General features: G+C 76.1%; 18 protein-coding genes. 13 read left to right on the forward strand and 5 right to left on the reverse strand.

Features of this window, described 5'->3' with window-relative positions; translation table 11 throughout:
* The first annotated feature begins 3 nt into the window (after positions 1-3).
* The 6 genes from IPL61_34425 to IPL61_34450 all read left to right on the forward strand — a co-directional run bounded on the left by IPL61_34425 (position 4) and on the right by IPL61_34450 (position 5,708).
* A complete protein-coding gene (locus IPL61_34425; GenBank protein ID MBK9036288.1) occupies positions 4-1,419 on the forward strand; it encodes a HAMP domain-containing histidine kinase in 1,416 nt (471 codons plus the stop codon).
* Positions 1,416-2,777, forward strand: a complete 1,362-nt coding sequence (locus IPL61_34430; protein MBK9036289.1) for a sigma-54-dependent Fis family transcriptional regulator — start codon at positions 1,416-1,418, stop codon at positions 2,775-2,777. Before IPL61_34425 ends, IPL61_34430 begins: the two co-directional genes overlap by 4 nt.
* A 34-nt stretch (positions 2,778-2,811) precedes the next feature.
* Entirely contained in the window at positions 2,812-3,240 is a 429-nt protein-coding gene (locus tag IPL61_34435; GenBank protein ID MBK9036290.1) for a response regulator, read from the forward strand.
* 158 nt (positions 3,241-3,398) lie between these two features.
* Positions 3,399-3,656, forward strand: coding sequence for a hypothetical protein (locus IPL61_34440; protein MBK9036291.1), 258 nt, complete (start codon positions 3,399-3,401; stop codon positions 3,654-3,656).
* 125 nt (positions 3,657-3,781) lie between these two features.
* Complete coding sequence (locus IPL61_34445) at positions 3,782-4,159, forward strand: response regulator (GenBank protein MBK9036292.1); 378 nt, start codon at positions 3,782-3,784, stop codon at positions 4,157-4,159.
* A gap of 55 nt (positions 4,160-4,214) precedes the next feature.
* Positions 4,215-5,708, forward strand: coding sequence for an adenylate/guanylate cyclase domain-containing protein (locus IPL61_34450; GenBank protein MBK9036293.1), 1,494 nt, complete (start codon positions 4,215-4,217; stop codon positions 5,706-5,708).
* Here IPL61_34450 and IPL61_34455 read toward each other — a convergent pair.
* Entirely contained in the window at positions 5,692-7,038 is a 1,347-nt protein-coding gene (locus IPL61_34455; protein MBK9036294.1) for a hypothetical protein, read from the reverse strand. The two genes, IPL61_34450 and IPL61_34455, sit on opposite strands and share 17 nt — an antisense overlap.
* 98 nt (positions 7,039-7,136) lie before the next feature.
* The gene (locus IPL61_34460) at positions 7,137-7,598 is read right to left on the reverse strand and encodes a GNAT family N-acetyltransferase (GenBank protein ID MBK9036295.1); all 462 of its coding nucleotides are present in this window, start codon (positions 7,596-7,598) and stop codon (positions 7,137-7,139) included.
* A gap of 71 nt (positions 7,599-7,669) precedes the next feature.
* Between IPL61_34460 and IPL61_34465 the strand changes: the two genes are divergently transcribed.
* A complete protein-coding gene (locus IPL61_34465; protein ID MBK9036296.1) occupies positions 7,670-8,230 on the forward strand; it encodes a hypothetical protein in 561 nt (186 codons plus the stop codon).
* Between the two features lie 217 nt (positions 8,231-8,447).
* Here the strand turns inward: IPL61_34465 and IPL61_34470 are convergent, their stop codons facing one another.
* Positions 8,448-9,467 (reverse strand): hypothetical protein, encoded by a 1,020-nt coding sequence (locus IPL61_34470; protein ID MBK9036297.1) that lies wholly within the window; start codon positions 9,465-9,467, stop codon positions 8,448-8,450.
* 91 nt (positions 9,468-9,558) lie between these two features.
* Between IPL61_34470 and IPL61_34475 the strand changes: the two genes are divergently transcribed.
* The 4 genes from IPL61_34475 to IPL61_34490 all read left to right on the forward strand — a co-directional run bounded on the left by IPL61_34475 (position 9,559) and on the right by IPL61_34490 (position 14,363).
* Entirely contained in the window at positions 9,559-12,276 is a 2,718-nt protein-coding gene (locus IPL61_34475; GenBank protein ID MBK9036298.1) for a carboxypeptidase regulatory-like domain-containing protein, read from the forward strand.
* Between the two features lie 93 nt (positions 12,277-12,369).
* Positions 12,370-12,555: a hypothetical protein gene (locus tag IPL61_34480; GenBank protein ID MBK9036299.1), complete on the forward strand. Its 186-nt coding sequence runs from the start codon at positions 12,370-12,372 to the stop codon at positions 12,553-12,555.
* A gap of 100 nt (positions 12,556-12,655) precedes the next feature.
* A complete protein-coding gene (gene thrS, locus IPL61_34485) occupies positions 12,656-13,891 on the forward strand; it encodes a threonine--tRNA ligase (protein ID MBK9036300.1) in 1,236 nt (411 codons plus the stop codon).
* A gap of 127 nt (positions 13,892-14,018) precedes the next feature.
* Positions 14,019-14,363: a hypothetical protein gene (locus IPL61_34490; GenBank protein ID MBK9036301.1), complete on the forward strand. Its 345-nt coding sequence runs from the start codon at positions 14,019-14,021 to the stop codon at positions 14,361-14,363.
* Positions 14,364-14,372: 9 nt separating this feature from the next.
* On the opposite strand, the gene IPL61_34495 is transcribed toward IPL61_34490, so the two are convergent.
* Complete coding sequence (locus IPL61_34495) at positions 14,373-14,912, reverse strand: tellurite resistance TerB family protein (protein ID MBK9036302.1); 540 nt, start codon at positions 14,910-14,912, stop codon at positions 14,373-14,375.
* A 118-nt stretch (positions 14,913-15,030) separates the two neighbouring features.
* Between IPL61_34495 and IPL61_34500 the strand changes: the two genes are divergently transcribed.
* The gene (locus IPL61_34500; GenBank protein ID MBK9036303.1) at positions 15,031-15,816 is read left to right on the forward strand and encodes a hypothetical protein; all 786 of its coding nucleotides are present in this window, start codon (positions 15,031-15,033) and stop codon (positions 15,814-15,816) included.
* Between the two features lie 61 nt (positions 15,817-15,877).
* Complete coding sequence (locus IPL61_34505; GenBank protein MBK9036304.1) at positions 15,878-16,966, forward strand: mechanosensitive ion channel family protein; 1,089 nt, start codon at positions 15,878-15,880, stop codon at positions 16,964-16,966.
* Between the two features lie 96 nt (positions 16,967-17,062).
* Here IPL61_34505 and IPL61_34510 read toward each other — a convergent pair whose 3' ends face one another.
* The gene (locus IPL61_34510; protein MBK9036305.1) at positions 17,063-17,434 is read right to left on the reverse strand and encodes an AhpC/TSA family protein; all 372 of its coding nucleotides are present in this window, start codon (positions 17,432-17,434) and stop codon (positions 17,063-17,065) included.
* Between the last annotated feature and the right edge of the window lie 53 nt (positions 17,435-17,487).

Consider the following 17,487-nt stretch of genomic DNA (forward strand, 5'->3'; position numbering starts at 1 on the left):
ATCGTGCGCCTGACCGCGAGGTTCCTGATCGCCTTCGTGGTCGCGCTGGCGCTGGCGCTCGGCGTCACGACGTGGCGCAACCTCGAGCGCGAGCGCGCGCTGTTCGACGCCGACCTCCGCCACGACGCGCGCCGGGTCGGCCAGCTGGTGGCGCAGGTGTACGAGCACGCCGCCGCCCGGGGCGGGCCCGCCGCCGCCGCCGCCGCGCTGGCCGCGGCCCAGGTCGCGCACGCCGACTTCACCGTGACCCGCGTCGCGACCACCGCGGTCCCGCCCGCGATCGCCACCGAGCTGGCCGCCGGGCGCACCGCCGCGGTCCGGAACGAGCGCGCGCGCCCCGACGGCCGGCTCGACATGTTCGTGCCGCTCGAGCCCGGCGCGGTCCTGCGGGTCTCCAGCTCGCTGGCGGCCGAGCGCCGCTACCTGGCGCAGACCAAGACCCGGATGATCTGGCTGGCGCTGGCCGCCCTGACCCTGGCCGCGGTCGCCACGTCCGCGCTCGGGGTCGTGCTGATCGCGCGCCCGACCCGCGAGCTGGTGGCCAAGGCCCGGCGCGTCGGCGCCGGCGACTTCGCCGCGCCGCTGCGGCTGCGCCACCGCGACGAGCTCGGCGAGCTCGCGATCGAGATCAACCTGATGACCGAGCACCTCGCCGCCGCGCGCGTCCGGATCGAGGCCGAGTCGACGGCCCGCGTGGCCGCGGTCGAGCAGCTGCGCCACGCCGACCGCCTGGTCACGGTCGGCAAGCTCGCGGCCGGCATCGCGCACGAGCTGGGCACGCCGCTCAACGTGATCGAGGGCCGCGCGCGGATGATCGAGACCGGCGACGCGGTCGGCGACGAGATCGGCGACAGCGCCCGGATCGTCGTCGAGCAGGCCCGGCGGATCACCCGGATCATCCGGCAGCTCCTCGACTTCGCCCGCCGCGGCGGCAGCGACAAGGTCGCGACCGAGCTGGCGCCGCTGGCGCGCCAGGCGGTCGAGCTGATGGCCGCGTCGGCGCGCACCGCCGGCGTGACGCTGGTCGCGCCGGCCCCGTGCGACGTGCGCGCGCGGGTCGACGCCGCGCAGCTGCAGCAGGTGTTGACCAACCTGATCGGCAACGCCGTCCACGCGACCCCAGCCGGCGGCGCCATCACGGTCACGGTCCGCGCCGACGCGCGCGCGCGCCCGTCGCACGGCGACGCCGCGCCCCAGCCGACCGCGGTGATCGAGGTCGCCGACACCGGCGTCGGCATGGACCCGGCGGTGCGCGAGCGGATCTTCGAGCCGTTCTTCACCACCAAGCCGGTCGGCGCCGGCACCGGCCTGGGGCTGGCCGTGGTCCACGGCATCGTCGCCGACCACGGCGGCTGGGTCGACGTCAGCTCGACCCCGGGCCACGGCAGCCGGTTCGCCGTCCACCTGCCGGTGTCATGAGCGGCCGGGCGCTGATCGTCGACGACGAGGCCGAGCTGACCGCGCTGCTCGCGCGCGGCCTCGAGCGGCGCGGGTTCGCGGTGACCACGGCGACCTCGGGCGAGGCCGCGCTCGCGCGCCTGGCCACCGACGACGTCGACGTCGTCGTCACCGACCTCAACCTCGGCGGCATGTCCGGCCTGGCGCTGACCGAGCGGATCCTCGCGAGCCGCCCCGGCCTGCCGGTGATCGTGCTGACCGCGTTCGGCAGCCTCGAGGCCGCGGTCGGCGCGATCCGGGTCGGCGCCTACGACTTCCTGGCCAAGCCGGTCGAGGTCGAGGCGCTGGCGCTGACCGTCGGCCGCGCGGTCCGGCACCGCCAGCTCACCGACGAGCTGGTCCGCCTGCGCCGGCAGGTCGCGACCGGCCGCGGCGGCGAGCTGGTCGGCGAGAGCGCCGCGATGCGCGAGGTCTTCGACCTGATCGATCGCGTGGCCCCGACCGACGCCAGCGTGCTGATCACGGGCGAGAGCGGCACCGGCAAGGAGCTGGTGGCGCGGGCGCTGCACCGCCAGAGCGCGCGCGCGGCCGGGCCGCTGATCGCGATCAACTGCGCGGCGATGCCGGAGCAGCTGCTCGAGAGCGAGCTGTTCGGCCACGTCAAGGGCGCGTTCACCGACGCGCGGGCCAGCCGGGCCGGCCTGTTCGTCCAGGCCTCGGGCGGGACGCTGTTCCTCGACGAGATCGGCGAGCTGCCGCTGGCGCTGCAGGCCAAGCTCCTGCGCGCGCTGCAGGAGCGGACCGTGCGCCCGCTCGGGGGCGACGCCGAGGTCGCGTTCGACGTCCGCGTCGTCGCCGCGACCAACCGCGACCTCGAGGCCGCGGTCGAGGCCCGCGCCTTCCGCGACGACCTGTACTACCGCATCGACGTGGTGCACCTGCCCCTGCCGCCGCTGCGGGCCCGCGGCGGCGACGTGCTCGTGCTGGCCCAGCGGTTCCTGGCCGACACCGCGCGCCGGTTCGGCAAGCCGGTGACCGCGCTGGCGCCGGCCGCGGCCGAGCGCCTGGCCGCGTACGGGTGGCCCGGCAACGTGCGCGAGCTGGCCAACGCGATCGAGCGCGCGGTCGCGCTGGCCCGGTTCGATCAGCTCACGGTCGACGACCTGCCCGAGCGCATCCGCGCGGCGACGCCGTCGGCGCTGGTCGTCGCCGGCGCCGATCCGTCGGAGCTGGTCTCGCTCGAGGAGGTCGAGCGCCGCTACGTCCTGCACGTGCTCCAGGCCGCGGGCGGCAGCCGCACGGTCGCGAGCCGCATCCTCGGGCTCGACCGCAAGACCCTGTACCGCAAGCTCAAGGGCTACGGCGTCGACGACGGATGAGGGTCCGGCATCGCGCGTGCAGTGAGTCCGCGGCATGCGCCGTGCACCAGACCTGCGAAACCACCGCTCCGACCCGCCCATCGCCCTGCTGGCCGAAGACGACGACGAGCTCCGCGCGCTGATCGCGCGCCACCTCCGCCGCGCCGGCTACGACGTGATCGAGGCCGGCACCGGCCGCCAGCTGCTCGAGCTGCTGGTCGAGCACGTGCTGCCGCCGCTCGACGCCGGTCAGCCCGGCGCCCGGCTGGTGATCACCGACGTGCGCATGCCCGGGCGCACCGGGCTCGAGGTGCTGTGCCTGCTCCGGCGCGTCGACGTCGGCATCCCGATCGTGATCATCACGGCGTTCGGCGACCCGGCGCTGCACGCCGAGGCCCGCGACCTCGGCGCGTCGGCGGTGCTCGACAAGCCGCTCGACCTCGACGCGCTGGTCGACACCGCGCGCGCGCTGGCCCCGCTGTGACGTGGGGCGGGGCATCGTGCCCGCGCGGGGCGATCTGCCCCATCGCGGCGCGCCCACGCGCTGCGCGGGGCCGCCGCCGCTGGCACCGCCGATGCACTAGCCCGGCGCCAGCGACGACCATGTCGGCCGTCGCAGGAGAGGACCCACAGGAGCTCGCCATGCGTACCATCCGTACCCTGCTCGTCGCCGCGCTGGTCGCGGCCCCCTTCACCGTCTCGGCCACGCCGGAGCAGAAGCCGGCCCAGCCCGCGCCGGCCCAGCCCGCGCCGGCCCAGCCCGCGCCGGCCCAGCCGCGCAGCCCGTTCGCGCCGATCCTCGCGACGATGAAGGGTCACCACAAGGCCGCGCCGGCCGGGCACCACGCCCACGTCCACAAGGGCGCGCCCAAGCCCACGGCGCCGCCGGCGACCAAGTAGCGCACGCCCACCCCAGGAGGTCCGCCATGTCCCGCACCACCGGTCTGCACTCGCCGACGCCCGACGCCCCCGCGCGTCCGCACGCGCTCCGGCCGAACGTCACCGCGTCGCTGGTCCCGATCGCGATCGTGGCCGAGGACGACGACGAGCTCCGGCACCTGCTGGCGCGGCGCCTGCGCCGGATCGGCTGCGAGGTGATCGAGGCGCGCACCGGGCTCGAGCTGGTCGAGCTCCTGGCGCCGCCCGCCGACGGCCCCGCCGCCGCGCGCGCCCACGCCGAGCTGGTGATCTCGGACATCCGCATGCCCGGGCTGACGGGGCTCGAGGTGGTGTCGCTGCTGCGCAGCGTCGACTGGGCGATGCCGGTGATCCTGCTGACCGGCTTCGGCGACGACGCCGCCCACGCCGAGGCCCGCCGGCTCGGCGCGACGCTCTACGACAAGCCGGTCGACCTCGACGAGCTGATCGCGGCGGCGGCCGAGCACCTCGGCCTCGCCGCATGACGCCGGCCGGGCGCCGCGCGCCCGCGATCGCCGCGCGAGCGAGTACGCTGGCGCCATGCTCGACCTGTCCGGACGCCCGCTGCGGCCGTGGCACCGCTTCCACGTGCGGACCACGGCGCTCTACGCGCTGCCGCTGTTCGCGATCCTCGCGGTGATCGCGGCGCTCGCGTACGAGCGCTCGGTCGCCAGCGAGCACGGGCTGCTGCGGGCCCGGCTGCGGGCGCTGAGCGTGGCGCTGGCCAGCGCCATCGATCCCGCGGCGGTGACCGTGCCCGGGCCGGCCGGCCCGACGCCGACCCGCCAGCGCATGCTCGACGCGCTGGCCACGGTCGGCCGTGACCAGCCCGAGGTGGTCGCGATCTACGTGCTCGTGCCCGACGACGCCGCCGGCCACATGCGGTTCGTCGCCGACTGGGACCGGCGCGGCCTCGACGTCGCGCCCGGCACCGCCTACGACGCCAGAGCGGTGCCGCTCTTGATGGCCGCGGTCGCGGGGCCGCGGGTCGAGACCGACCCCGTGCTCGACGCCTGGGGTCCGACCCTGTCGGGCTACGCGCCGATCCGCGCCGCCGACGGGCGCACGGTCGCGATCCTCGGCGTCGACATCGCCGCCAGCACGATCGCCCTGCGCGAGCACCAGGTCATCGTCCAGACCGCGGTCGTGTTCGGCGTCGCCGCGCTGCTGCTGGTGGTGGTCGGCGCGGTGGTCGGCCGGTGGGTGCGCCGGCCGATCGAGCGGATCGTCACCGCCACCACCGCGGTCGCCGCCGGCCAGCTCACCGCCCGGGTCGCGCTGGCCCGACCCGACGAGCTCGGCATCCTCGGCGCGCACTTCGATCGGATGGCGGCCGGCCTCGAGGAGCGCGAGCGCATCCGCGCGATCTTCGGCCGCTACGTCAGCGAGGACGTGGCCCGCGCGGTGCTGGCCAGCCCCGAGGCGGCGGGCCTCGGCGGCGACCTGCGCGAGGTCACGGTCCTGTTCAGCGACCTGCGCGGCTACTCGACGATCGTCGAGCACCTGGCGCCGGCCGGCGTGATCGCGATCGTCAACAGCTACCTCGACGAGATGGCCACGCTGATCGACGCCCACGACGGCTGCGTGCTCGAGCTGCTCGGCGACGGCATCCTCGCGGTGTTCGGCGCGCCGGTGGCGTCGACCGACCACGCCGCGCGCGCGCTGGCCTGCGCCGAGGCGATGGCCGCCCGCCTGGCCGAGCTCAACGCCGGGTGGGACGCGAGCGGCGCCGCCGAGGCCTGGCGCGCCCACGGCCTGCCGTCCTTGGGCATGCGCATCGGGGTCCACACCGGCCGGGTCGTCGCCGGCAACATCGGCGGCGCCACCCGGATGAAGTACGCGGTGCTCGGCGACGCGGTCAACGTCGCGGCCCGGGTCGAGGCGCTCAACAAGGAGCTCGCGACCTCGCTCCTGTTCACCGAGGCCACGCGCGCGCAGCTCCCGGCGGCGGCGGCGGCGCGGGCGCTGCCGCGCGGCGAGCACGCGCTCAAGGGCCGCAGCCAGCCCGTGACGGTGTTCACGCTGCCGGCGTGACCGGGTCGAGCTCGTCGGCCAGGGCCCGCAGCGCGGCCGCGCGGGTCTCGGCCACCTCGGCCGCGGCCCGGGCGATCCCGGCCACGGCGCGGTGCGGCTGGGCCTCGAGGAACGCTCGGGCCGTGCGCTGGCCGGCGAACATCGCCCGGGCGTCGTCGACGCCGGCGCCGAGCGCCGCCTCGCCGCAGGTCGTGAACAGGAACGCCGCCAGCGGCGACGGCCCGGTGTCGAAGCTCGACTCCGACGCCCGCCCGATCGCGAGCAGCGCCAGGAGCAGCGGCTCGAGCCCCGCGACCTTGTCGAGCCGCGGCAGGTAGTGCTCGACGCGCTCGGGCTCGGGCCCGCCCGGCGACGGGAACCCGCCCATGAAGTAGTCGAGCGGCACGTCGCCGCCGGTGGCTTCGCACAGCGCCTCGACCACCGCGATCGAGTAGAGCTTGGCGCGCAGGTACCGGACCGCGAGCGTGATGTTGAAGACCGCCTGGGCCTCGCGGGCGGCGTGGACCTCGGGCGCGGGCTCGCCGCCCCAGTGGTGGAACACCCGCGCCGCCGGGAGCTGGGCCAGGAAGCCCTCCATCTTCTGCAGCGCGATCCGGTAGTCGCGCACCGAGTAGACCGTCGGCATCTGCAGCGCCGGGTTGCTCTCGGGCAAGAGCTTCCAGGTGTTGTCGAGGAACCGGCCCGGGTCCGCCAGCGCGAAGTTCTCGACGTCGTGGTTCCCGAACCGCACCGCCTGCCGCATCATCGGCGCGAGCCGCTCGGCCGGGACGCCCAGCGCCGCGGCCCGATCGTGCAGCGCCGGCGCCGGGTCGTCGCGGAACGGCACGGTCTGCTCGATCGCCATCGCCACGGTCAGCCGGTCCCAGCGCGGCAGCACCGCGGCCAGGTGCAGCGCCATCACCACCGCCGAGGCCAGCTCGTTGAGCCCCGTGAACGGGCCGATCACGTCGCCGGGCGCGCGCCCGAACACCGCGAGCACGTCGGCCACCGCCGGCGTCGGCGCCGGCCGGATGCGCCAGCCGCCGTCGACGCGCTCGAACGCCTGCTCGAACTCCGCGGCCATCGCGCGCGGCGGGCCGGCGTCGACCTGGACGTAGACCGCGTCGTGGTACAGCGCCGCGACCACGTCGAGCGGGTCGCCGTCGCTGCCGTCGGCCAGCGCCAGGACGTGCTCGTGGTTGTGGAACGCGCGGCCCGCGGCCGACAGCGCCGCATGCACGGCGAAGCCGCAGCGCTCGAGCGTGAGGTCGTCGGGCCGGGCCCCCAGCCCGCGCAGCGCCAGCCCCAGCGCGTTGACGATCTGGTGCACGGGTGAGCGCGGCCGATCCATCGCCGCCAGGCTACCACGCGCCGTCGGGGCGCTGGGTCGGCGCGCTCAGCCCGCGCTCAGCCGCAGCGCGTCCGCGCGGCGGCACGCGGTCCAGGCGCTCAGCCCGCGCTCAGCCGCAGGCGCGTGCGCGCGACGCCGTCGGCGCCGACCTCGACGGCGGCCGCCGCCTCGGGCACGACCCGGCGCCAGAACGCCAGCGCGCCGGCGTTCTCGGGCCGGACGGTGAACGACCACGGGCCCGGGTGGATCGCGAACAGCCGCCGGGCCGCGGCGGCGCCGGCGCCGTGGCGACGCGCGCCCGCGATGACGAAGAACTCCTCGACGTGCCAGCAGCCGTCATCATCCTGGGCCACCAGCGCGCAGCCGATCGGCGCGGCGCCGTCGACGATCAGGTACGCCCCGTGGCGCGCGCGATCGACGTAGGCCGGCAGGTGGCGGTAGTCGAAGCGCGCGTCGGCGCCGATCGTCGTCGGCACCAGCGCGCTCCACTCGTGCATGTAGAGCTGCAACAGGCGATCGAGCCGCACGTCGTCCGCGTCGACCTGGACCAGCTCGAGCACGCGCCGAGCTTGCCACGATCGCGCCGGCCGGTCCGGACCATCGCCGCGGCCAGGCGTGGCACCCTCCGGGCATGAAGCTCCTGCCCACCCTGCTGGTCGTGACGTGCGCGTTCACCCTGGTCGCGTGCAAGAAGAAGGACGACGCGGCCGACAAGGCCGGCGCCGCCAAGCCGACCGACCCCGCGGCCAAGCCGGCCGATCCCAAGCCGGCGCCGCCGCCGGCGGCCGCGGCCAAGCTGGTGCCGCTCGACCTGTCGGCGGTCGGCGAGGACTGGAAGGGCTGGTCGGTCGACGCGCCCGAGGGCGCGACCGTCAAGGAGAGCTTCGGCGCGGCCGAGATCATCCTCGGCGACGGCTTCCAGCTCGACCTCCGGCTCGACAAGGCCGACGTCGCCTCCTACAAGAAGGAGACCGAGGCCAACGACCTCAACAAGCTCAAGGGCTACGTGCTCGATCAGCCCGACGCGATCCTGTACGAGAGCGAGGTCATGAGCCGGACCGAGTTCCACCTCTACGCCGGCGTCAAGAGCGGCGACGTCGAGTTCACCTGCGAGGACGTCAAGGGCCCGCTCCACAGCAAGGCCGACGTCGAGCTGATGTGGAAGACCTGCCAGTCGATCGCGAAGAAGTGACGCCGACGCCGGCGGTCGTCGTGCGCACCCGCGCGACGTGCAGGGCCCGCGCCACAGCCAGGCCGACGTCGAGCTGATCTGGAAGACCTCCCGGTCGATCGCGAAGCAGTGACGCCGACGCCGGCGGTCGTCGTGCGCACCCGCGCGACGTGCAGGGCCCGCGCCACAGCCAGGCCGACGTCGAGCTGAGATCGCGCAGCAGTGACGTCGGCGCCAGTCACGGCCCGTGGGTCGCGCCCGGCGCCAGCGGCGGCAGCCGGCCCAGCTCGGCGGTGAGCTGCTGCTCGAGCTGCCGGATGTTCTGGTAGACGAGGCAGCGGTAGCCCTGCACGTCGAACCGCAGGTCCTTGACGTCGCGCACCAGCAGGATCGTGGGGCGGCCGCGGCCCCAGGCGTAGCCGACCTCGAGGTAGACGTTGGGGTTGGCGAGCGACAGGTCGGCGATGACCACGCGCGCGCTGTCGATGCGCTCGCGGATCCGCTCGATGATCAGGCCGCTGAACGTGTCCTGATCGACCCGCTCGCACAGCAGGCCCGCGTCGGCGACCGGCCGCGCGATGCCGTAGTGGAAGACGTCGTCGAGCTCGGCCGCGAACGGCATCGCGACGAACGCGTGGGGCTTGCTCTGCGACGACACGCCGGCGGTGGCGAGGCGCGGCGCCTGCTGGAAGCCGGGGCTGCGCTCGACCCGGAAGCCGCCGCCGGGCTGGGCCACGACCCCGGCGGTGCTGGCCAGGCCGCTGGCCAGGGCCTCGCGCATGCGCCGGGCGCGGGCCGGGTTGTTCTCGACGATGATCACCTCGGCGACGTCGCCGCCGAGGCCGCGCTGGAACGCGTCGACGAAGCCGCCCACCAGCGCCAGCACCGCCTCGGCCTCGTCGAGCCCGGCCCGGACGCCGTGGACCGTGGTGGCGAGCGTGGCGACCCGCTCGCCCTGCGCGAGGGTCAGCATCCGCGTCGCGAGCAGCCGCAGCTCGTGGTAGCGCAGCTCGCCGAGCCGCGCGGTGCCGAGGAAGGCGGCCCGCGGCGCCGCCAGCGCGCCGCCGCTGTCGACCACGCGCGCGTCGCCGGCGGCGACCTCGAACGCGTGCTCGGCGTGGCGCCCGCCGGCGGTCAGCCGCCGCACCGCCTCGGCGTCGACCCCGTAGAAGCTCTGCGCGTGCTTGAAGCACACGAGCGCCGCGGCGGTGGTCAGCAGGTCCCCATCGATCAGGCGGAGGTCGATGTGCGTGCGCATCGGCGCCGAGTATCGCCCGGGCGCGTGGCAGCGACCAGCACGTCGGCTGTCACGGTCGCCCCGCGGGCGCGTTGTACCCGCGGAGGTCCCCGTGCAGCACCCGTTCCGGATCGCCGCGGCCGCGGCCGTGATCGTCGTCGTCGCGCTCGTCAGCCATCGGCTCGGCTGGTGGGGCGCGCGCGCCCGACCCACGCCGCCGCCCGCCGCGCGCCTGGCCGCGCCGGGCCCCGACGCCACCGCCGCGCCCCGCTCGACCGCGCCCGACCGCACGGTGACCGCCCGCGACGACGATCCGCGCGGCCCGCTGCGGCTCGAGGGCGTCGTCCTCGACGGTGACGACCACGGCGTGGCCGGCGCGATCGTGGCCCTCGACAGCACGCCGCCGCGCACGGTCGCGACCGACACCGACGGCTCGTTCGCGTTCGACGGCCTGATCGCGCGCGCGTACCGGGTCGAGGCGTCGGCCGACGACCGCCACGGCGGGCCGGTGCAGCTGCGCCTGACCGCGACCTCGGATCCGGTGACGCTGCGCCTGGCGCCGGCCGGCGTGGTCGAGGTGACGGTGCGGGCCGCGGCCGATGGCGCGCCGGTCGCGGGCGCGACCGTCGAGCTGCGCGGCACGCTCCTGTCGGCGGCGACCGCCGGCGCCGACGGCGTGGCGACGATGCGCGGCGTCGGCCCGACCTGGGGCGCGCTGCACGTGGCCGCGGCCGGGTTCGCGCCGAGCAGCACGATGGTCTCGACCGCGGGCGATCCCGCGACGCCGGCGCGGTTCGCGATCACCCTCGCCCGCGGCGCCGCGGTCAGCGGCCGGGTCGTCGACGAGGCCGGCGCCGCGGTGGCCGGCGCGCGCGTGGTCGCGACCTCGGCGTCAGAGCCGTTCCCGGTGACCGATCCGCGCAAGGACGGCGTGATCAGCGCCGCCGATGGGACGTTCACCGTCGCCGCGCTCGCGGCCGGCAGCTACCGCCTGACCGTCACCGACGGCAGCCACGCCGAGGCCGCGACCACGCCGTTCGGCGGCGACGGGGCCAGCCCGCGCCGCGGCCTGACGATCGTGATGGGCGCCGGCGGCGTCGTGCGCGGGTCGGTCACCGACGCGACCGGGGCGCCGGTCGCCGGCGCCGACGTGTCCGTGGTCACCCGCGGCCACGTGTTCTGGCGGCCGCGGCGCCAGGCGTTCACCGACAGCGACGGCCGGTTCGCGATCGGCGGCCTGCCGCGGCGCGGCCTCGACGTGGTCGCGTGGCACCCGACCGGCGCGTCCGCGGTCGTCGCCGCCGATCTGACCGCGACCGCGACCGTCGAGCTGGCGCTGACGCTCGACGTCACCGGCGCGATCACCGGCGTCGTGGTCGACCGCGCCGGCGAGCCGATCGGCGACGCCCAGGTGCTGGCCGAGGCGATCGGCGGCGGCCCGGCCGAGCAGAGCGCGTGGTCGGTGCGCGGCACCCAGCAGGTCGTGACCGACCCGGGCGGGAGCTTCCGCTTCGCCGGGCTGCCCGCCGGCGACTACCGGGTGCGCGCGGCCCGCGGCGACGCCGGCGAGGAGGCGGTCTACGCGGCCGCGGCCTCGACCGCGCAGCCCGGCGGCCCGCCGCTGCGCCTGGTGCTGGCGGCCGACGGGCACATCACCGGCAAGGTCGCGTTCGCCGACGGGCGCGCGCCGGCGCTGGTCACGATCGCGATCGACGGCGCCAGCGGTCGTCCCACCGGCCGCGCCGACGGCACGTTCGCGCGGGCGGCGATCGCCGGCGCGCACCAGGTGGTCGTGACCGGCCCCGGGTTCGTGCCCAAGGCCGTGCGCGACGTCGCCGTCGAGGAGGGCGCCGCCACCGACCTCGGCACGATCACGGTCGAGGCCGGGCGCTCGATCAGCGGGCGCGTGCTCGACGGCGCGGGCGCGCCGGTCGCGGGCGCCACGGTCGCGGCCGGCCCGCTGCTGACCGGCGGCGGCGCGGAGCTCTACATCGAGAACGAGAGCCCGGGCGCGCGCTCGACCGAGACCGACGCCGACGGCCGCTTCACGCTGACGGGCTTCGGGCCACGGCCGCTGACGGTCTTCGCCGGCAAGGACGGCGTCGGGCGCGCGGCGGCGGTCGCGGTCCCGCGCGGCCCCGACAGCGTCGCGCTCGACCTGGTGCTGGCGCCGGTGGGCGCGCTGACCGGGACGATCACCCGCAGCGGCCAGCCCCTGGGCGAGACCGTCGTGATCGCCAACCCCGCCGGCTCGACCGGGGCCAACTTCTTCGTGGTCACCGGCGCCGACGGCACGTTCGCGCTCGACGCGCTCAGCCCCGGCCCGTACCTGATCTACCCGATGGTCGGCGGCGGCGGCGGGCGGCCCAAGGACATGTACATGCGCATGGTCGACGTCACCGCCGGCGCCCGGGCCGAGGTCACGATCGACGCGTCGCCGGGCGCGGCCCGCGTCGACGTGGTCGTGGCGACCGACACCGGCGCGCCGGTGGTGATGGCCCAGGTCGTGATGGTGCAAGCCGCGGTCGACGCCGTGAACATCGACCAGCTCCGCGACGGCAGCTGGATGCCGCCGGCGCTGACCGCGGGCGCCACGATCGCCCTGCACCTGCGCGTGGCGCTCAAGGGCGAGGCGACGATCGTCGGCGCCGCCGCCGGCGCGTACACCGCGTGTGGGGTGCCGCTGCCCGTCAAGACCCCGGCCGACGCGATGGCGCTCATCGACGACGCCGGCGCCCTGCCGATGAAGTGCGTGCCGGTGCAGGTGGCCGGCGCCGGGCGCCAGCGCGTCGACATCACCGTGCCGGCGGCCTGGGTCACGCCGCGCTGAGTTCCAGAGGGCCTGTCGCCAGGCCCTCCCCCGTCGGGGGCAAGCCCCGACGGGGCCCCCACCCACGACGCGAGACTCCCGGCGCGTCGACCGGTGCTCGACCGAAAGAAGTTACAGGCACTGAGCCTGCAGGGCGGCCGGTCGCCGGACGCCGCCGCGCAGGTCGCGCTTGCCCGCGCCCGGCGTCGCGTCTATCTTGCAATCTCCATGATGGCGCGCGCCACCACCACGACGACCACGACCGCCTCGGGCGGAGGGCTCGTCGTGCGCGCGCGCTAAGCACCCACGCACCACGCCCCCCGCCGCACGCGGCCGGGGGCGCTGTGGTGGCGTCGTCCCGTCCGCGTCGGCCCGAACACCGACACCGATGGAGACGAACATGTTGCCTGCCCCTGTCCCCGAACCCGACCGCGAGCCCGAGCGCGCGCTCGATCCCGGCGATCACCGCGCCCTGGCCGCGCGCCTCGACCTGCTGCACCTGCAGGACGACGCGCCGGGCATGGTCTTCTGGCACCCGCGCGGCTGGACCTTGTTCCGGCTGCTCGAGGACGCCGCGCGCCGGCACGTCGTCGCCGGCGGCTACCGCGAGGTCCGCACCCCGCAGCTCCTGCGACGCGGGATCTGGGAGACCTCGGGTCACTGGGATCACTTCCGCGCCGACATGTTCGCCGTCGGCGACGGCGCGACCGCGGCCGCGCTCAAGCCGGTGAGCTGCCCCGGCCACGTCCAGCTGGTCAAGCGCGCGGCGCCGTCGTGGCGCGACCTGCCGATCCGCCTGGCCGAGATGGGCCTGGTCCATCGCGACGAGCCCGGCGGTACGCTCCACGGCCTGTTCCGGCTGCGGCAGTTCACCCAGGACGACGGCCACGTCTTCTGCGCCGACGATCAGGTCGCGGCCGAGCTGGCGCGGTTCTGCCGCGACCTGCCGGCGTTCTACCGCGGCTTCGGCCTCGACGACGTCTCGGTCGCGCTGTCGACCCGCCCAGCCGAGCGCGCCGGCGACGACGCCTGGTGGGATCGGGCCGAGCGCGATCTCGACGACGTGGTCCGCGCGCTCGCGATCCCGTGCGTGGTCCAGCCCGGCGCCGGCGCGTTCTACGGGCCCAAGCTCGAGTTCGTCGTGCGCGATCGCCGCGGCCGACCGTGGCAGCTCGGCACGATCCAGCTCGATCGCGTGATGCCGCAGCGGTTCGAGGTCCGCTACGTCGACGCCGGCGGCGCGCGCCGTCCGTGCGTCATGCTGCACCGCGCGCTCTACGGCTCGATCGAGCGGTTCCTGGGCGTGCTGCTCGAGCACCACGGCGCGCAGCTCCCGGCCTGGCTCGCGCCCGAGCAGGTCGTGATCGCGCCGGTGACCAGCGCGTGCGCCCCGTGGGCCGAGGCGGTCGCGACCGCGGCGGCGGCCGCGGGCCTGCGCGCGCGGCTCGAGCTCGACGGCACGCTCGGCCGTCGCGTCGCCGCCGCCCGCGAGCTCGGCGTGCCGCTGGTCGCGGTGGTCGGCGCGCGCGAGGTCGCCGCCGGCGCGGTCGCGGTGCGCGACGCGCGCGGCTCGCGGGTGCTGGCGCTGCCCGAGGCGATCGCGGCCATGACCGCCGCGGCCGCGCCGCCGGCGTGAACCTCTGGGGCCCGGCGCCCGCGCTGATCGACGCGGGGCGGTCGATCGTCGTGAACCGATCGCCGCCCCGGGTCACCTGGTGGTTGACGGGCGCGCACGGACGCTCGCCCACCACCCGGAGTCACCTATGTCCCGCCACGCTTGCACGCTGCTCGTCCTCACGCTCGCCCTCGCGCCCGCCGTCGCCCACGCCGATCTGATCGGCGGCACCGGCACGGCGATCGAGCTCGAGGTCAACCACTCGACCGCCGACGCGTACCTGCAGTTCCACGGCCGCCTCGTGCTCACGGCCGCCGGCCGCGACACCGAGTACCGCTGGGGCGGCACCTCGTGCAGCAACAAGACCCTGCCCGAGAGCCAGGTCACGATGCTGCAGCGCGCGCTCGAGAGCGCGACCTCGATCACCCCGCGCTACGTCAGCGGCCAGGGCCTGAACAAGTGCCTGGTCGGGTTCACGGTGCGCGCGCCGTGACGTGACCGCTCACGCGCCGCGGGCGTTGGCGATCACCGACTCGACGTGATCCTGGATCTGCTCGAACTTCGCCTGGGCCTCGTCCTGCGACAGCTCGAGGCCGGTGGCGATCACGCCCAGCACGTCGAGCTCGTGGTCGTGCAGCTCGAGGTCGCACAGCACCACCAGGCACGCGAGCGCGTACGCGGCCTGGCGATCGGCGCTGCCGAGCTGGTGCGCGACCGCGGCCAGGCGCGCGTCGCGGCCGTCCTGCGCGAGCGCCTCGATGAACCGCGCGATCACGTGCTCGACCACGTCCTCGGACAACGGCGTGCCGAGCCAGCCGCTGAGCGTCCCGCCGAGGTTGTCGGCCTCGGCGTCGTTGATCTCGCCGTCGGCCGCGGCCGCGAGGAACGCGACCTCGAGCATCGCGTACAGGCGCGCCAGCTCGGCCGCCTGGGCCGGCCCGAGGTCGGCGTCGTGCCCGAGCAGCGGCGCGGCGGTGCCGAGATCCTGCGGCAGGCCGACCTTGGCGCCGAGCTCCTGGCGAGTGGTGTCGTTCATCGTCATGGCCTGATCCTGACGGGCTTGCCGGGGCCGCACAACGTGCGCGGCGCCGCAAATCGGCCGGCGCCAGCGGACCGCCAGGCTGGCGCACGCCACGCCGCCGGCGCGGTAAGATCGCGCGATGTCCGCGCGGCGCTGGTCCGGTGTGCTCGCCTCGGTGTGGGCGCTGGCGGCGTGCGCGCCCGCGCCCCATCCGGTCGATCCCGTCGACGCGGCGGTCGCGATCGACGGCGCCGACGCGGCGGTCGCCCCGCGCGCCGTGCTCCTGGTCGGCAACAGCTACACCTACTACGGCGATCTGCCCGGTGAGGTCGCCGCGCTCGCGCCCGCCGACGCGCCGCTGATCACCACCTCGATCACGATCGGCGGCGCGTCGCTGTCCGATCACTGGGGCGGCGAGGCTCGCCCGGCGATCGAGGCCGGCGGCCACGACGTGGTCGTGCTGCAGGGCCACAGCCTCGAGCCGATCATCGGCGCCGAGACCTTCGCGACCAGCGCCGACGCGCTGGCCGGGGCCGCGACCGCCGCCGGCGCCGAGGTGGTCTTCTACGGCACCTGGGCGCGCCGCGCCGGCGATCCGTTCTTCGACGACCCACGCTCGGGCGGCACGCCGCCGGCGATGCAGGACCTCTTGACCGCGGGCTACGTCGCCGCCGCCGCGCGGACGCAGGCGCGGCTCGCGCCGGTCGGCGAGGGCTTCCGGCTGGTGCTCGCCGAGGCGCCGACGCTGAACCTGTACGATCCCGACGGCAGCCACCCGAGCCCGGCCGGGACCTACCTGGCCGCCGCCACGCTGGTCGAGGCGATCACCGGTCAGCCGGCCACCGACGCCGAGCGGCTCGGGCTCGACGCCGCGACCCGGGCCGCGCTGCGCGACGCCGCGCACCGCGCGCTGCAGGGCCTGTAGCGCACCGCCCGGCGTGGCCGGCCGCGGCGCGCGCGCCCGCCGTGCGGTAGAACCCGGCCCGATGACCTACCTGAGCGAACGACTCGGCGAGCGCGGCGCGGCCTGGGTCGAGGGCGGCGGCGTGCTCGTGCTCGCGATCTTGATCGGCTGGCTCATCGGGGCGCTGGTGCACCGCGCGCTGGCCGCGGGCGCGCGGCGCAGCGCCGCGACCTGGGACGACGCGCTGGTGCCGCGCCTGCGCCGTCCGCTCGCGGTCATGCCGGCCGTGCTCGCTGGGTGGGTGGCGCTGCCGGCGCTGCCGCTGATGCCCGCGGCCGCGCGGGTCGCGACCACCGGCCTGAACGTGCTCACGACGCTGGTCGTCATCTGGCTGGCGTTCCGGTTCGTCGATCTCGCCCGCGCGACCCTGTCGGCGCGATCGTGGGCGATCGATCAACCGGCGACGCTGTCGCTGCTGGCGATGGCCGCGCGCATCACCAAGCTGCTCGTGGTCGTGCTCGCCGTCATCACCGGCCTCGCCGCGCTCGGCGTCCCGGTCGCCAGCCTCGTGGCGGGGCTCGGCATCGGCGGCCTGGCGGTCGCGCTGGCGGCGCAGAAGACCATCGCCAACCTGTTCGGCGCGCTGTCGATCGGCGCCGATCGCCCCTTCCGCGAGGGCGACTACATCCGGGTCGGTGACGCCGAGGGCACGGTCGAGGCGATCGGCCTGCGCTCGACGCGGATCCGCAGCCCGGGCCGGACGCTGATCACGATCCCCAACGCCGACCTCGCCGACACCAAGTCGGAGTCGCTCGCCGCGTGCGACCGCTACATGATGGCGACGACGCTCGGCGTGGTCTACGGCACCTCCGAGGCGACCCTGCGCGGCCTGCGCGATCAGATCGAGGCCCACCTGCGGGCCCAGCCCAAGATCTGGCCCACCAAGGTGCGCGTCGTGCTGGTCGGGTTCGGCGCGTCGTCGATCGACCTCCGGATCCAGGCCTGGTTCCTCGCCGCCGACTGGGACGAGTTCCTGGTGCTGCGCCAGGACGCCCTGTTCGCGATCATGGGCCTGGTCGAGGCGGCCGGGACCTCGTTCGCGTTCCCGACCCAGACCATCCACGTCGCCGGCGCCAGCGTCGCGCGCACCGCCTCGATCGGCGACGCCTGAGCGCGGTCGACGAAGAGCTTCGACGCCTGGGCCAGCGCGAGGCGTGAGCGCGCCGCCGGGACCTCGTTCCCCGACGCGGGCGGCCCCCGTCGCCGGCTACAGCGCCGCGAGGACCGCGTCGACCGGCGGGTGATCGCCCGCGGCCGTCGACGCGTAGCGGTAGCCCACGCGGCCGTCGACGCCGACGACGACCACGCCGCCCTGCTGCCACGGGTCGCCCTGGGTCGCGCCCTGGCGGAAGCCGCCCCGCAGCGCCCGCACCGCCGCCATCGCCACGCCCGGACGCACGACCGTGGTGACGCCGCGCCGCAGCGCCAGCGCGCGGTACAGCGCCAGCGATGGATCGGTGTAGATCGCGCCGTCGAACCCGGTCGTCTCCCGGAACCCGGCGATGAACATCGGCGCGCCGTTGCCGATCACGTGCAGGCCGGCGCCGGCCGCCGCGATGCGCTCACGGGCGTGGTGCAACTGCACCACCTGCTCGCGGCAGAACAGTCAACCGAAGTGGCGGACCAGCGCGA

This window comes from Myxococcales bacterium (assembly GCA_016717005.1).
Lineage (GTDB): Bacteria > Myxococcota_A > Polyangia > Haliangiales > Haliangiaceae > UBA2376.

What these genes read in the sequence shown, in the direction of transcription:
- IPL61_34505 (MBK9036304.1), top strand. Translation starts at nt 15,878, where the DNA reads ATGACCTACCTGAGCGAACGACTCGGCGAGCGCGGCGCGGCCTGGGTC.
- IPL61_34430 (MBK9036289.1), top strand. Translation starts at nt 1,416, where the DNA reads ATGAGCGGCCGGGCGCTGATCGTCGACGACGAGGCCGAGCTGACCGCG.
- IPL61_34495 (MBK9036302.1), bottom strand. Translation starts at nt 14,912, where the DNA reads ATGACGATGAACGACACCACTCGCCAGGAGCTCGGCGCCAAGGTCGGC.
- IPL61_34470 (MBK9036297.1), bottom strand. Translation starts at nt 9,467, where the DNA reads ATGCGCACGCACATCGACCTCCGCCTGATCGATGGGGACCTGCTGACC.
- IPL61_34450 (MBK9036293.1), top strand. Translation starts at nt 4,215, where the DNA reads ATGCTCGACCTGTCCGGACGCCCGCTGCGGCCGTGGCACCGCTTCCAC.
- IPL61_34440 (MBK9036291.1), top strand. Translation starts at nt 3,399, where the DNA reads ATGCGTACCATCCGTACCCTGCTCGTCGCCGCGCTGGTCGCGGCCCCC.
- IPL61_34455 (MBK9036294.1), bottom strand. Translation starts at nt 7,038, where the DNA reads ATGGATCGGCCGCGCTCACCCGTGCACCAGATCGTCAACGCGCTGGGG.
- IPL61_34435 (MBK9036290.1), top strand. Translation starts at nt 2,812, where the DNA reads ATGCGCCGTGCACCAGACCTGCGAAACCACCGCTCCGACCCGCCCATC.
- IPL61_34490 (MBK9036301.1), top strand. Translation starts at nt 14,019, where the DNA reads ATGTCCCGCCACGCTTGCACGCTGCTCGTCCTCACGCTCGCCCTCGCG.
- thrS (MBK9036300.1), top strand. Translation starts at nt 12,656, where the DNA reads ATGTTGCCTGCCCCTGTCCCCGAACCCGACCGCGAGCCCGAGCGCGCG.
- IPL61_34465 (MBK9036296.1), top strand. Translation starts at nt 7,670, where the DNA reads ATGAAGCTCCTGCCCACCCTGCTGGTCGTGACGTGCGCGTTCACCCTG.
- IPL61_34500 (MBK9036303.1), top strand. Translation starts at nt 15,031, where the DNA reads ATGTCCGCGCGGCGCTGGTCCGGTGTGCTCGCCTCGGTGTGGGCGCTG.